The 14,592-nt window shown below is 68.5% G+C and carries 10 protein-coding genes; 5 read left to right on the forward strand and 5 right to left on the reverse strand.

What is annotated here, in order from left to right:
- Positions 1-8: 8 nt before the first annotated feature.
- The 3 genes from EDL96_RS07130 to EDL96_RS07140 all read left to right on the forward strand — a co-directional run bounded on the left by EDL96_RS07130 (position 9) and on the right by EDL96_RS07140 (position 2,852).
- On the forward strand, positions 9-764 hold the full coding sequence (locus EDL96_RS07130; RefSeq protein WP_123825102.1) for a DUF5058 family protein: 756 nt from the start codon (positions 9-11) through the stop codon (positions 762-764).
- Positions 765-791: 27 nt separating this feature from the next.
- On the forward strand, positions 792-1,532 hold the full coding sequence (locus tag EDL96_RS07135) for a hypothetical protein (RefSeq protein ID WP_123825103.1): 741 nt from the start codon (positions 792-794) through the stop codon (positions 1,530-1,532).
- Between the two features lie 102 nt (positions 1,533-1,634).
- Positions 1,635-2,852, forward strand: coding sequence for an amidohydrolase (locus tag EDL96_RS07140; protein WP_123825104.1), 1,218 nt, complete (start codon positions 1,635-1,637; stop codon positions 2,850-2,852).
- A gap of 26 nt (positions 2,853-2,878) precedes the next feature.
- Here EDL96_RS07140 and EDL96_RS07145 read toward each other — a convergent pair whose 3' ends face one another.
- The 5 genes from EDL96_RS07145 to EDL96_RS07165 all read right to left on the reverse strand — a co-directional run bounded on the left by EDL96_RS07145 (position 2,879) and on the right by EDL96_RS07165 (position 11,772).
- The gene (locus EDL96_RS07145; protein WP_123825105.1) at positions 2,879-3,574 is read right to left on the reverse strand and encodes a trimeric intracellular cation channel family protein; all 696 of its coding nucleotides are present in this window, start codon (positions 3,572-3,574) and stop codon (positions 2,879-2,881) included.
- Positions 3,575-3,625: 51 nt separating this feature from the next.
- On the reverse strand, positions 3,626-5,611 hold the full coding sequence (locus tag EDL96_RS07150; protein ID WP_123825106.1) for a phospho-sugar mutase: 1,986 nt from the start codon (positions 5,609-5,611) through the stop codon (positions 3,626-3,628).
- On the reverse strand, positions 5,608-6,435 hold the full coding sequence (locus EDL96_RS07155; RefSeq protein WP_123825107.1) for a purine-nucleoside phosphorylase: 828 nt from the start codon (positions 6,433-6,435) through the stop codon (positions 5,608-5,610). The genes EDL96_RS07150 and EDL96_RS07155 overlap by 4 nt, the downstream gene beginning before the upstream one ends.
- 150 nt (positions 6,436-6,585) lie before the next feature.
- Positions 6,586-9,606, reverse strand: coding sequence for an ATP-binding cassette domain-containing protein (locus tag EDL96_RS07160; protein WP_158609541.1), 3,021 nt, complete (start codon positions 9,604-9,606; stop codon positions 6,586-6,588).
- A gap of 165 nt (positions 9,607-9,771) precedes the next feature.
- Positions 9,772-11,772, reverse strand: coding sequence for a BCCT family transporter (locus EDL96_RS07165; protein WP_123825109.1), 2,001 nt, complete (start codon positions 11,770-11,772; stop codon positions 9,772-9,774).
- A 173-nt stretch (positions 11,773-11,945) separates the two neighbouring features.
- Between EDL96_RS07165 and EDL96_RS07170 the strand changes: the two genes are divergently transcribed.
- A complete protein-coding gene (locus EDL96_RS07170; RefSeq protein ID WP_123825110.1) occupies positions 11,946-13,373 on the forward strand; it encodes an NAD(P)H-quinone dehydrogenase in 1,428 nt (475 codons plus the stop codon).
- A gap of 184 nt (positions 13,374-13,557) precedes the next feature.
- Entirely contained in the window at positions 13,558-14,550 is a 993-nt protein-coding gene (locus tag EDL96_RS07175) for a hypothetical protein (RefSeq protein ID WP_123825111.1), read from the forward strand.
- Positions 14,551-14,592 lie beyond the last annotated feature (42 nt).

The raw sequence follows: 14,592 nt of genomic DNA on the forward strand, positions 1-14,592 counted from the left end.
GAGGCCCCATGATTCAGCGAGCAGTGGACGGATCGTCCACGGAGATACTGGAGGTGGCCAATCTCCCCGTGCTGTGGATCTGCGCGTTGGGAGTCTTCGCCGTCATCATCGTCCAGTCCGTGATTTACATCCGAGCCGCCAGGGTGGCCGCCCCCGCGGGCGGCATGAGTCGGAAGGAACTCAACACCTCCTTCCGGGCCGGGGCCGTCTCAGCCATCGGACCCTCCCTGGCCGTCGCGCTGGTCGCCATCGCACTGTTGGCGGTCTTCGGCGCTCCCGCCGTGCTGGTCCGGATCGGACTGATCGGGTCGGTGTCCTTCGAGACCGGGGCCGCCAGCATTGCCGCCGGAACCATGGACGCCGAACTGGGTGGGCCCACCTACACGCAGGGCGTGTTCGCGGTGGCCTTCATGGCCATGAGCCTGGGCGGGTCCATGTGGATGATCGCCACGTTGATCATGACGCCCCTGCTCAAGCGCGGTGACGTCAGCCTGCGGAAGGTGAACCCGGCGATCATGACCGTGGTGCCGGGGGCAGCCCTCCTGGCGGCGTTCTTCGCCCTGGGCCTGGGGGAGTTGCCCAAATCGGGAAACCACGTCGTCGCGTTCCTGACCTCCGCGCTGGCAATGGCCGCGTGCCTGGGGGTGGCCCACGTCCTCAAGCGCCAGTGGATGAAGGAATGGTCCCTCGGCATCGCCATCCTCATCGCACTGATCGTGACCTACTTGGTCGTCCAGTCCGGTGCCTTCCCCGTTCCCGCCTGACCGGGACCCAGTCACAGAGGAGCAGACATGACCTCCACCGCTTCATCCACCGGCGCCCGGGCCGAGTCCCAGGGCACGGCAGACCTCGAACAGTTCGACCGCACGACGGCGCGCTGGGGTCGCCTGACCATGATTGCCGGGATGTTCTTCGCGCTCGCGGGCCCCGCCTACCTGGTGTTCTTCAGCGGCCTGGACGTGGACCACGGCCGGATCTGGGTCGCCCTGCTGGCCATTGCGGGAACCTTCGGAGTCCTGTGGGTGGTCGAGCCCCTGACGTACTACCCGATCCTGGGCCAGGCCTCGATGTACCAGGCCTTCATGATCGGCAACATCTCCAACAAGCTCCTGCCCTCCGCCCTGGTGGCCCAGGCCGCCGTCGACGCCAAAGCGGGTACCCGCCGCGGAGAGTTGGCCGCCGTCATGGCCATCAGCGGTGCCGCAGCGGTCCACCTGCTGTCCCTGCTGATCTTCGTGGGCCTGCTGGGCACCTGGTTGGTCCAGGCCGTCCCGCCCGAGGTGATCGCCGTGGTGCAGGTGTACATCCTGCCCTCCGTGCTCGGCGCGGTCCTGGTCCAGGCCATCGTGACCCTCAAACAGTGGCGAGTGGCCCTGATCGCTGGCCTGGTCTCCGCGGCGGTCGTGTTCCTGCTGCTCCCCGCGGTACCTCAGTTGGCCTTCTTCGGCACCGCGCTCGCCGTCGTGGTGACCGCCGTCCTGGCCTGGCTGCTGCGATCCAGGAATGACGACGGGGCGACGACGGAGATCTGACCACCCTCGTCCACATCACCGCCACTGCCACCACTGCCGCCACGACCGATACCGACCCCGAAGCCGCAACCGACCCTGACACCGACACCAGGAGACCCCACGATGTCCGTCCCCACCCTGACCGAGGCCCAGACCGAGACTCTGCACCGGACGTATCGCCACCTGCACCAACACCCGGAGCTGTCCATGCAGGAACACCGGACCGCGGAGTTCATCGAGAACCGTCTCGCGGAGCTGGGCGTCGAGAGTTTCCGCTGCGGTGGGACCGGTGTGGTCGGTGTGATCCGCAACGGGGACGGCCCCGTCGTCGCCTTCCGCGCCGACACGGACGGCCTCCCGCTGCAGGAGGACACGGCCCTTGAGTACGCGAGCACCGCCACCGGGAACCTGCCGGACGGGACCGAGGTCCCGGTCATGCACGGCTGCGGGCACGACACCCACATCGCCTGTCTCCTGTCGGCCACGGAAGTTCTCCTGAGTGCACGGGACACCTGGGCTGGAACGCTCGTCCTGATCTTCCAACCCGGGGAGGAAACCGCGGCGGGCGCCCGCGCCATGGTCGACGACGGACTCTGGGACAAGGCTCCCGTTCCGGAGGTCGTGTTCGGCCAACACGTCATGCCGGTGGAATCGGGCACGCTCACCTACTCCGTGGGGGACGCCCTGGCCATGTCCGACTCCTGGAAGGTCACCGTGCGCGGCAAGGGCGGGCACGGCTCACAACCGCAGGACTGCGTGGACCCGATCGTGCTCGGCGCGTTCATGGTCACCCGCATCCAGTCCGTGGTCGCGCGGGAGGTCGATCCGCGGGAGTCCGCGGTCGTGACCGTCGGCAGCTTCCACGGCGGGCTCAAGGAGAACATCATCCCGGCCGCGACCGAGTTCACGCTCAACGTGCGCAGTCTGGATCCAGCCACTCGCGACGTCGTCCTCGGTGCCCTGCGTCGCATCATCATGGCGGAGGCCCAGGCCTCCGGGGCGCCGGAGGAGGTGATCGAGGAACTCTCGCACTTCCCGCGCACCTTCAACGACCCCGCCGCGACCGCGGAGGTGGTCCGCGGGTTCGAGGCGGAATTCGGCGCCGACCGCGTGGTGGAGTCGGCACCGCTCATGGGATCGGAGGACTTCGGTGCGCTCGCGGAGGCCATCGGGGTGCCGTCGGTGTTCTGGATGTTCGGTGCGCACGACCGCGGTGTCCTGGACTCGCAGGAACCGACGCCGGTCAACCACTCGCCGTTCTTCGCCCCGGTCGAGGAGCCCACCCTCAGTACCGGAGTGCGGGCGGCCACCACGGCGATCCTGAGCCGGTTGGGGAACTGACCGCCCAGGGATTCAGCTCAGGGGATTCAGGCGCCCTCTGTGGGCCCTTTGCGCCGGCGGGACTTGGGGAACGCCGGGGCCTTGGGCAACCGGACCTCCAGGCTGCCCACCCCGGGCAGTCGCCACCCGCGACGTCGCGCGACGACCGTCAGCAGGGCGGCCGAGACGATGGCCACCGCCATGCCCCACGTGGGGTGGGTCATCCGGTAGAGGATGACCATTTCGATGCTGGCCACCAGGGCGCCGGTCGCGTAGAGGGTGTTGCCGCCGAAGATCTGGGGAACCCGGCCGACCGACATGTCGCGGATCATGCCGCCGCCCACCGCGGTGATGACGCCGATCATGAGGGCGGGCAGCCAGCTGAGGCCGACGCTCAACGCCTTCGCCGTGCCGGTGGCGGCCCAACACCCCAGGGACAGGGAGTCGGCCACCACCAGCACGCGAAGCGCCCACTTGCCACGGAAGTGCAGCAGAAAGGCCACGACCGCACCCACCAGGGCCGTTCCCAGGTACGCCGGATTGGTCAGGGCCACGGGGAAGCCGACCTGCAGCAGCACGTCGCGCAGCATGCCGCCGCCCAACCCGGACATGACGGCAAGGAACATGAACCCGATCAGGTCCATCTTCAACTGGCGCGCGATGGCCCCGCCCAGAATGGCGTTGGCCAACACACCCAGGAGGTCCACGGTGTCGAAGACCAGTTGTGGGTCGAGTCTGTCCATCGGGGCGTCAGGTACCGGTCGGCCGGTGGGATCGTCGATCTGTCAGGCGCATCAGGTGCCGAACAACTCCCGCAGCTGATCCACCACGGCCTGCAACCGTGCCATGCCCTGGTTCCGGGCGCACGGCACGTCGTCGGTCCCGGTCACGGGGGTGACGGCTTCGAGGTAGCACTTGAGCTTGGGTTCGGTGCCCGACGGGCGCACGATCACCCGGGTGTCGTCCTCGGTGAGCAGCAGCATCCCGTCCGTGGGTGGCAGCGGGGATCCGGCCGGCGGGGCGGCCAGATCCCGGACCTCGACGACGCATGACCCCGCCAACTCGGTGGGGGTTCGTTCCCGTAGCGCGGTCATCATCTCCGGAATCAAGGCCAGGTCGGCCACCCGGATCGAGAGCTGGTCCGTGGTGAACAGCCCGTGCTCAACGGCCAGCTCCGCGAGTTCGTCCGTGAGCGAGCGTCCCTGGGACCGTGCCTGCTGGGCGAGCCGCGCGACGGCAACCGCCGCGGAGATCCCGTCCTTGTCCCGGACGGTGTCCGGTTGCGTGCAGTAGCCCAGGGCCTCCTCGTAGCCGAACACGATGCCCGGGACCCGGGCAATCCACTTGAACCCGGTCAGGGTTTCCCGGTGCTCCACTCCCGCCGTCCGCGCCATCCGGCCCAACAGGCGGGAGGACACGATCGAGTTGGCCAGCACCGGGGACTCGGCATCGGCCCCGAGGTTGCGCAGCGCGGCGAGCCCCAGGAGCACACCCACTTCGTCCCCGCGCAGCATGCGCCAGCCGTCCACGGCAGCCGGGTGATCGGCGTCGGGAACGGCGACGGCGCAGCGGTCGGCGTCGGGGTCGTTGGCAATGACCAGATCCGCGTGGACGGAGCGGGCCAGCTCGAAGGCCAGGTCCAGTGCCCCGGGTTCCTCCGGGTTGGGGAAGGCCACCGTGGGGAACGTGGGGTCCGGTGTGTGCTGCTCGCGGACGGGATGGACATCCGTGAAACCGGCGCGGGCCAGCGCCTCCGTGGTCGTGGGGCCACCCACGCCGTGCATGGCCGTGAGGACGATCCGCGGGGCGTTCGGGTCCCGCGAGTCCGTACGGGGCGTGGTGTCGATGACGGTGGGTTCCCCGGGTGCCGGGGCGGTGCGGCTGGGCGTGCTGCCCGGGACGATCGCGTCGAGGTACGAGTTCTCGATCAGGACGGGGAAGACCGTCCAACCGTCGTCGGCCCGGGGGATCTCCCGGACATCACCCACCTGGGCGATCTGGGCGGCGATCTGGGCGTCGTGCGGCGGCACGATCTGGCAGCCGCGTCCGGACTCTTCGACGGCACGGCTGCCCAGGTAGACCTTGTAGCCGTTGTCCGCCGCGGGGTTGTGTGAGGCCGTGACCATCACGCCCACCTCGGCGTCGAACTCCCGAACGGCCCAGGCCAGGACCGGTGTGGGCAACGGGCGGGGCATGATCGTCGTCTCGATGCCGGCGGCGGTGAACACCGCCGCCGTGTCTCGGGCGAAGACGGCCGAGTTCTTGCGGGCGTCGAACCCGATGACCGCCCGCGGAGGCTTCCCGGTTTCGTCTGAGTCGCCTGGGACAGCTGAGTCAGCCGAGTTGCCTGAGTTGTCGGCGCCGGCCGAGGCACCGGTGGTCGCCGCGGTCACCTCGAGGACGTGTGCCGCCACTCCCGCTGCCGCGCGTTGCACCACCACGCGGTTCATGCGCATCGGTCCGGCGCCCAGCTCGGCGCGCAACCCGGCCGTGCCGAACTGAAGGGTTCCGCTGAAGCGCTCCGCGAGGTCCAGGGCTGCCGCCTGCGCCGCGAGTTCCCCGGGAGAGCCCGCGCCCGCCGCCGGATCCCCGGTGGGGGCGGCCGTCGAGTCGGCGTCCTCGGCGGGGAGTTCCGTGGCTGCGTCCAGCAACTGCCGGAGTTCGTCACGGGTCTCCGGATCAGGGTCCTGGGCGATCCAGTCCCGGGCGGCCGTGAGCAGTGCCTCGGCGGCACCGGCTGCGTTGCTGGAACCGTGGGTCGGGTCTGATGCGGTGTTCACTTGACCCCCCGCACGATCTCGGCCAGCAGTTTCGCGATCCGTGGTCCGGCGGCGCGGCCGGCCTCCACGACCTCTTCGTGGGACAGCGGAGTCTCCTGGATCCCGGCGGCCAGGTTGGTGACCAGGGAGATGCCCATGACTTCCAGGCCCGCGTGGCGGGCGGCGATCGCTTCGAGCGCGGTGGACATGCCCACCAGGTCAGCCCCCAGGACGCCGGCCATGCGGACTTCGGCGGGGGTCTCGTAGTGCGGGCCGGGGAACTGCGCGTAGACACCGTCCTCCAGCGTGGGGTCCACCGTGCGGGCCAGATCGCGCAGCCGCTGGGAGTAGAGATCGGTGAGGTCCACGAACGTGGCACCTTCCAGTGGCGAGGTGGCCGTGAGGTTGATGTGGTCGGAGATCAGCACGGGTGTGCCGGGCTGCCTGCTCGGGTTGAGGCCACCGCATCCGTTGGTGAGCACCATGGTCTTGGCACTGGCGGCTGCGGCCGTCCGCACACCGTGGACCACGGCGCGCACGCCGCGGCCTTCGTAGTAGTGGGTCCGGGCGCCGATCACCAGGGCGTGCCGGGGGGCGTCGTCGTCGCCAGCGATGCGGATCGAGCGAAGGGTTCCCACGTGCCCCTCCAACGCGGGCGTGGAGAATCCTGGGATCTCGGTGGCGGGGATTTCCGCAACGGTTTCACCGAGAAGTTCGGCCGCACCACCCCAACCGGAGCCGAGGGTCAGTGCGATGTCGTGGGTCTGGATTCCCGTGCGTTCCCGTAACGCGTCGGCAGCCTGCGCAGCAAGGTCGAACGGATCGATGGACTGGGTGGGTGCCACCACGGCAACGGCCTCCTGGGGGATTGCGGCGTGTCTGCGACGACGGCGCGCGGCCCGGTGTGCTCGCGAGCGTCGTCACGATCCATCCTGCCATCTGCGCGCAACGGCGGCGATGCCCTCGCATCCCCACCCGTCGCGCCGGTTCGCGCCTCAGCGCTTGCGCTTCTTGACCCGCCTGATGGCCAGCACGGACAGCAGCAGGAAGGCCAGTCCGAAACCTGCGGTGATGCCCGTGGAACCCCACCACATGACGGTGCCCTGGTTCCACAGCGGGTCCAGCACGGCGCTGGAGGTGTCGACCTCGGGGAGGTCCAAGGGCTCGGGTTCCGGCAGGCCCTGTTCTTCGGCGGCGGTCACGGCGTCGTCGTGCTTGGCCTGCGCGTCGTCGTTGGCCTCCTCCTGGGGAAGGGCGACGGCCGCCGTGCGGACGATCTCGTTGAGGTCACCGGACTGCGCCATGGCCGCGTAGGCCCACCGGGTGGGAACCACGCGCGAAACGGTGTCCGAAACCCCTTCCATGGCGAAGAGCCCGCCGCAGAAGATCAGCTGCACCACCACCAGCAGGGACGCGGTGTTCATGGCCACGTCCGAGCGGCCCACCAGCGCGGAGACCAGGAACCCGAGCAACCAGGACGTCAGGATGAGCAGGAAGGTCACGATCCACAGTTCCAGCCACATCGGCCCCCAGGAGGCGAAGGGGTCGGCCGGGACCAGTGCCAGGACCGTGAAGACCAGGATCGCGGACTGGACCAGGGAGGTGACGATCGTGACCAGCGTCTTGGCGCCCACGTAGGGCCACACGCCGAGCCCGGTGCGAGCTTCCCGCAGGAAGATGCGTTTCTCGTCCAGGAACGTTCGGCAGGCGGGGAACAGCCCGATGGCCACCGCCGCCAGGAGGATCACGATGAGCAGGATCTGGGGCTGATTGACCTCGGACTCCGTGGACTCCGGGTAGGTCAGACCGTGATCGCCCGGAACCACCAGGACCAGCAGCGCCAGCAGGGCAGGGGCGATGAAGGTGGTGATCAGTACGGAGAACTTGTCCGTGCGCAGGAGCTGGATCTGCCGCCGCAGCAGCACCCCCAGCTGGAACATGCCGCGTCTGGAAACCTGCTTCTGCGGTCCGGAGGGGGTCTGCGCGGACAGGCGTTCGTGGGTGTCCTGGGACATCTCCCGCCGGAATGCCGCGGCGGCGCGGGCGGGGTCCTCCTTGAGGCCCTTGTAGACCTCCCGGACCTGCGGCCCCAGGCTCTGCGACCGTTCGAAGTACGGCATCATCCCGTCCGGATCGCCGAAGTAGGCCACGGATCCGCCCGGTGCGAGCACCAGGACCTTGTCGGCCAGATCCAGATTCGCCGTGGAGTGGGTGATGACGACGACGGTCGAACCCTCCCGGCCGCCGACGTCGCCGTGGGCCATGCGACGCAGCAGGTCCATGACCTCGAAGTCCATGTCCGGGTCCAGGCCGGAGGTGGGCTCGTCCAGGAACAGGTAGCGCGGACCCGTCAGCAACTCCATGGCCGTGGACACGCGCTTGCGCTGACCGCCCGAGAGCTGGGAGGCCGGTGTCCGCGCGTGTTCGGTCAGCCCCAGGGCTTCGATCACCGCCGCGATACGTGCTTTGCGCTGTTCCTTGTCCACGTCCTCCGGCAGACGCAGGGCCGCGGTGGCTTCCAGGATCTGTTCCGCCGTGAGTTCCCGGTGCAGCACGTCCTCCTGCGGGACCATGCCGATCTGCGTGGACAGGGCCGGGCCGAACTGGGCCATGTCCAGGCCGTGGTACTCGATCCTGCCCTTGTCCGGGTGGATGTCACCCAGCAGACAGTTCAGGAACGTGGACTTGCCGGCACCGGAGGGGCCGATCACGGCGATCAGGGAACGGTCGGGGATCTCCAAGGAGACGTCGTCGACCAGCGTGCGCTTCATCTTGGGGTTGATGCGGTCCGGGACGGAGAAGGTCAGGTCCCGCACCACGATCGACATGTTGCCTTCGGCGCGGATGAGCTCGGAGAGCCCGTTCGGCGTCTGTCGGAACGGCACACCGCCGATGACCACCTGGGAGCCCAACCGGAGGGGCACGGTCGTAGAGATGCGTTGGCCGTCCACCCACGTGCCGTTGGTCGAACCCAGGTCCGTGATCGTGGCGCCGTCGTGGGTGCGGGTGATGCGGGCGTGCTGGCGGGACACCAGCAGACCGTCGATCAGGACGTCCGCCGAGGCGTCGCGCCCCACCACGATCGACCCACCCGGGGCCGCGGCGCGGAACGCGGGGGACAGGCTCATGCCCGACCGCTCGTCCTCCGGGCTGGGCAGGGCGGGCATGACCTCCGCATTGTCCATCCGGTTGACCCAGGATCGCTGTTGGGACTCCACGACGGGCGCGGAGGCGTCCAGGTCGGACTCGGACGGATCGGAATCGGGATCCCGCGAGACTTCGCCGGGGCGTCCGGGGGTCGCGTCCAGGCCGGCGGAACGGCGGTTGATGGAGATGGCAGCGACCGTCGGCTCGGCGGAGGCGGCAGGAATGTCGCCGGAATGCAACGGGTCCTCGCCGCTGGTCCCGGGGGCGGCGTCGTCCGTCTGTCGACGGAGGGGAATGGAGGCGACAGTCGGTTCGATGCTGGCCGCGACCCCGCCGTCGACGTCGTCATGGGTGGTTCCGGCGTCGGTACCGACGCTGTTGTCCCGCGCGGCCGTCGGGAGGACGCCGTAGGAGGTCGAAGTGCTGCCCGTGTCTTCACTGGTGGCTGCACCCGCAGCGGGGCTGCCCACCGAGGTGGGGTGGTTGGACGCCGCGGGGCGCTGTTCCTGCTCCCCGGTGACGTAGCCGTACCCGTCGGAGGAGGGACGAACGGGCTCGGCGGTGGGCACGTCGGCGACCACGACGTCGGCCTGGACCCCCGTGTTGGGTGCCAAGCTGAGCACGGCGCGACCGTCGATGATGGCGGCCATGTTGGCCATGAGCATGTAGCCGTTCATGGCGGTGCCGGTGCGGGTGCCGCGGTCCTCGACCGTCCAGCAGTTCCCGCTCCACCGCAGGATCACGTGGATGTCCTGCACCGCGGGGGAGTGCACCTGGATGTCCGCGTACTGCGAAGATCCCACGGTCCAAGGTCGCCACGGATCAAGCCTGCGGGTGGTGCCACCGGCTTCGAGGGAAAGGGGACGCATGAATCTCCTCATGGCAACTGGACGGATGCTGGGCCACCACCGAGCATAGTCTTAGCAGATGCAAATACAAATGTGTGTCGTGGAATGTTCAACGGCCGGGGAGCGGGCGTGGTGCCCGTTCCCCGGCCGTTGCCCAGGCTTGCGTTCAGAGGTTGAGAGCGAACCTCAACGGGCGGGCCTGTCGTGCTGCCGACCGCGACCGCGCGCGAACACACCCCGGGTCCGGGAGATGCGGTAGTCGATTCGCCGGTCCACGTAGGACTCGAACTCCGGGAACTCCTCGAGGTTTCCGGTCAACTCTTCCGTGACGTAGTCGCGGAGCCTGTCCATCTCCTGACGCCGCTTGATGTGGTCACGGGCCCGTGTCTCCACGACCAGGGCCTGGATGGTCGAGACACACATCAGGATCAGGACGACGCTGAAGGGCAGCGCCGTGATGAGCGAGCCGGCCTGCAGTGCCTCCAGGCCTCCGGCGAGCAGGAGCCCCGTCGCCAGGAAACCCTCGAGCAGCGCCCACACGACCCGCGACCAGGTGGGCGGGTTCGGGTGGCCGCCGGAGGCGAGCATGTCGACGACGAGCGACCCCGAGTCCGAGGAGGTGATGAAGAAGACGGCCACCAGGATGATCGCGATCACGGAGAGGATCGAGCCCAGGGGCAGTCCGTCCAGGACCTGGAACAATGCCGATTCCACGGAGACTGCGCCGTCGGCGACCAGGTCCCCCTCGCCGTACATCTGGCGGAACAACCCCGAGCCACCCATCACGGCGAACCACAGGAAGCCCACGATGGTGGGAACCAACAGAACACCGGCGACGAACTGTCGAATGGTGCGACCCTTGGAAATTCTGGCGATGAAGACGCCGACGAACGGGGACCATGCGATCCACCAGCCCCAGTAGAAGATGGTCCAGCCGGTGAACCAGCTGGCGGCTTCCTCACCGCGCTGATAGGCGCCGACGTCGAACGTCATTTGCATCAGGTTGGCCAGGTAGACGCCCAAGGACTCGACGAAGTTCTGCAGGAGGAAGACCGTGGGGCCCAGCACGAGCATGGAGATCAACAGGAGCCCGGCCAGCGACAGGTTGATGTTCGACAGCCAGCGGATGCCGGCACCCAGCCCGCTGACCACGGACAACGTTGCCAGGAAGGTGATCACGATGATCAGGATGACCAACAGGGTATTGTCCGTCGAGTCCACGATGCCCATGGCCGCCATGCCCGCGGAGATCTGCTGCACGCCGAGGCCCAGCGACGTGGCCACGCCGAATACGGTCCCGAAGATCGCCAGGATGTCGATGGCGTCTCCCATCCAGCCCTTGACCCGGTAGCCGAGCAGGGGCTCGAGCGCCCATCGGATCGACACCGGGCGTCCGCGACGGTGGATGGCGTATGCCAGGGCCAGACCGATCACCGAGTAGATGGACCATGGGTGCAGGCCCCAGTGGATGAAGGTCTGTGCCATGGCCAGGCCCTGCAATTCGGCCTCGCTGCCTTCCCAACCCGGTTTGGGCGAGACGGTTGCATAGGTGAGAGGTTCACCCACGCCGTAGAACACCAAGCCGATGCCCATGCCCGCCGCGAACAGCATGGCGAACCAGGAGAACACCCCGAATTCGGGTTCCTCGTCGTCACGGCCGAGCCGGATGTCGCCCATACGGGAGAGGCCCACGACCACGGTGAACGCGACGAATCCGCCCACGATCAGCATGTAGTACCAACCCAGGGTGGACACGATCCAACCCTGGACCGAGGTGAAGACGGTTCCGGTCCGCTCGGGGAAGGCGACTCCCACGAACCCGACAGCGAGGATCACGAGCATCGATGGCCAGAACACCCGGGGGGCGATGCCGAACTTGCCGATCTTGACGCCCTGCGCGCGGAGCTTCTCCGTGATTTCGTCGTCGCTGTCCTCCGCCCGGATCTGTTCTGATGCCGGGACGGACAGCTCTTCGTGCCTGGCGAGGGCGGCCTCGTCCGCGTCGATCGTGGCGGTGTCCGTTGCGGTGGTGTCCGCTGTGGAGGGTGCCTCTGTCGGGGTGTCCTCCGTAGGGGCATCCTCGTCGTGGGTCGCGAGGGCCACGTCGTGTTCGTGCTGCAGGGGGGTCTTGTCCGAGTCGTCCTGAGGCTCGCCCGCGGAATGCGGGGGTTGGGCCGAGGAGGTCATTGTGTACCTAACTGTCGCGAATTGGACTCGACCACACTGACCAATTACCAGTCAACTTTCAAGTTCCTCATTGGTCCGGTGAAGAATCCTGCGGTAGACGACTCGGGGCTGTCCTGCACGGTTGCACGGGCCCCACGATGTCCGGGTCCTTGTATGTTTGACACAATGACCCGGTGAGCTCAAGCGCGGAAACTCCCCAGAAGAAGATCGTCGTCATCGGTGGTGGCCCGGGTGGCTACGAGGCTGCCCTGCACGCCCGCGGACTGGGGGCGGAAGTCACCCTGATCGAACGTCAGGGCACAGGCGGTGCCGCGGTGCTGACCGACGTCGTGCCCTCCAAGACGCTGATCGCCTCCGCCGACACCATCCACCGCTTCCACGAGGTCCGCGACCTGGGCGTGCACTTCGTGGGTGGGCCCCAGGACGGTACGGAGGTCCAGGGGCTCGCGGCGAACCTGCAGACCATCAACACGCGGCTGCTCCGCCTGGCCGCCACCCAGTCCCGCGACATCCGCCGCGGCTTGGAGAAGGAAGGTGTGCAAGTGGTCGACGGGGTCGGCTCCTTGGCCGACCCGAACACCGTGCACGTGAAGGCCGCCGACGGCATGGAGTACGACCTGGCGGCCGACGCCATTCTGGTCGCCGTCGGCGCTCATCCGCGGACCCTGCCCAACGCTCAGCCGGACGGCGAGCGCATCCTGACCTGGACGCAGGTCTACAACATGACCGAGATCCCCGAGCACCTGGTGGTCGTGGGCTCCGGCGTGACCGGTGCTGAGTTCGCCTCCGCCTACAACGGACTCGGCGCCAAGGTCACCCTGGTCTCCTCCCGGGACCAGGTGTTGCCGGGCGAGGACACCGACGCGGCCGAGGTGCTGGAGAGCGTTTTCGAGCGCCGCGGGCTCACCGTGGTCTCTCGGTCCCGCGCGGAAGCCGTGGAACGTACCGACGACGGCGTGGTGGTCACCCTCACCGGCGGCCGCAAGATCGCGGCCTCCCACTGCCTGCTGGCTGTTGGGTCGATCCCCAACACGGAGGGCATCGGACTCGAAGAAGTGGGCGTGCGCCTGGAGGACTCCGGCCACATCGCGGTGGACAGGGTTTCCCGTACGTCTGTGCCCAGCATTTACGCGGCCGGTGACTGCACGGGTGTCCTGCCGCTGGCCTCCGTTGCCGCCATGCAGGGCCGCATCGCCATGGCTCATGTGCTCGGCGATGCCGTCCAGCCGCTGCGTACCTCCGTGGTGGCCTCCAACATCTTTACCTCCCCGGAGATCGCCTCCGTGGGTGTGTCGGAGAAGGCGATCAAGGACGGGATCTACTCCGCGGACGTGATCAAGCTGGACCTGGCCACCAATGCCCGTGCCAAGATGATGGCGGTGGAGGACGGCTTCGTGAAGCTGTTCGCCCGCAAGGGCCCCGGCACGATCATCGGCGGCGTGGTGGTGGGCCCGCGCGCCTCCGAGCTGATCTTCGCGATCTCCGTGGCCGTCTCCAAGGGCCTCACGGTGGACGACTTCTCCGAGACCTTCACGGTGTACCCGTCCCTGTCCGGGTCGATCTCCGAGGCGGCTCGGCGTCTGCACCACCTGCAGGCCTGACTCACACTGTCCCCGCGCCGAGTGCGCAGTTTGATCGCCGCGGACTGTTTCAGCGGCGATCAAACTGCGCACTCGGCGCGAATCTCGGCTCCACAGGTGCCCGGCGGGTGGTCGGGCAGGGGCGGCTGTACTCGTCTGGGCGGCGAAACGGTCCCGGGGCGCTTGCGCCGCGTGTACTCATCCCATGGTCACGCCCGCTCACACACCACCCGCCGGACTCCGGGGCCGTTGTTTCACGACGGCGGAGGCGTACGCCCACGGGGTCACCCGCGGCCAGCTCTTGGGTCCGGGCTACGTATCGGTCTTCCGGAACGTGTGGGCGGTCGCGGGTCATGTGTTCCCGGCGGACCCGGTCGAGCATCTGATGGACCTGCTGCCGGCCGTGCAACTCGCGTATCCGGGGACTGCCGCGAGCCACACGACGGCGGCGCTGGTGCTGGGGCTCCGGGTCCCCGGTCGGTTGCGGCTTGCGCTACCGATACATCTCACTCCCTGGACAGAAGTCCTCCCTCCCCGGGTGAAGGGGCTGCGAGGCCATCGGTCCTGGATTCCGCCGCAGGACCGGGTGCTTCAGACCGGGGTGGGAGTCACCGGTCCCGTCCGGACCCTCGTGGATCTGGCCGGAGCGGCCGGGCCGCGGGGCCCGTGGTTCCTTGACCAGGCTGCTTTGGTGAGCGTGTTGGACGGCGTGATCTGTGAACACCGGTACGGCCCGTTGCGGGGTGTGCCTCCGCTCCGGGCCCGGGAGGCCGTCGCCGAGGACCTGGCACGAATGACGGGGTTGCGCGGCGTGGCTCGAGTGCGATCCGCGTTGGCCCTGGCACGGCCGGGAGTGGACTCGGCGGCCGAGACCCGCGCGCGTCTGGTGCTCCAGGACAACGGGCTGGGGGAGTGGGTCACCGACCTCGAGCTCAGGGCCCCGGGGCATCGGTCGGTCTGGCCGGATCTTGCGCGTCCAGAGGACAAGGTGTCGCTGCAGATCGAGGGCCCGCACCACGACGCCGACCGCCAACGCGTCCGGGACATCGAACGCCAGCGGGCCACGGAGGCGGCGGGATGGATCGAGGTGCGCGTACTGATCTCCGACCTGTATCCGCGGTCGTTCGACCCACCGGGAACGCCTCCGCGCGTGGTGGACCTGGTCCGCGAGGCCATCGCCCGCCGTGGTCGGGGATGACAAATGCCGAGTGCGCAGTTCGATCGCTGCTCACTGACTCAG

The organism is Kocuria soli, assembly GCF_003797835.1.
In the GTDB taxonomy this organism is placed as follows: Bacteria; Actinomycetota; Actinomycetes; order Actinomycetales; family Micrococcaceae; genus Kocuria; species Kocuria soli.

Bases quoted from the DNA above. Each gene is read 5' to 3' on its own strand.
- EDL96_RS07145 (WP_123825105.1), bottom strand. From the start codon at position 3,574: ATGGACAGACTCGACCCACAACTGGTCTTCGACACCGTGGACCTCCTG.
- EDL96_RS07160 (WP_158609541.1), bottom strand. From the start codon at position 9,606: ATGCGTCCCCTTTCCCTCGAAGCCGGTGGCACCACCCGCAGGCTTGAT.
- EDL96_RS07130 (WP_123825102.1), top strand. From the start codon at position 9: ATGATTCAGCGAGCAGTGGACGGATCGTCCACGGAGATACTGGAGGTG.
- EDL96_RS07140 (WP_123825104.1), top strand. From the start codon at position 1,635: ATGTCCGTCCCCACCCTGACCGAGGCCCAGACCGAGACTCTGCACCGG.
- EDL96_RS07135 (WP_123825103.1), top strand. From the start codon at position 792: ATGACCTCCACCGCTTCATCCACCGGCGCCCGGGCCGAGTCCCAGGGC.
- EDL96_RS07165 (WP_123825109.1), bottom strand. From the start codon at position 11,772: ATGACCTCCTCGGCCCAACCCCCGCATTCCGCGGGCGAGCCTCAGGAC.
- EDL96_RS07175 (WP_123825111.1), top strand. From the start codon at position 13,558: ATGGTCACGCCCGCTCACACACCACCCGCCGGACTCCGGGGCCGTTGT.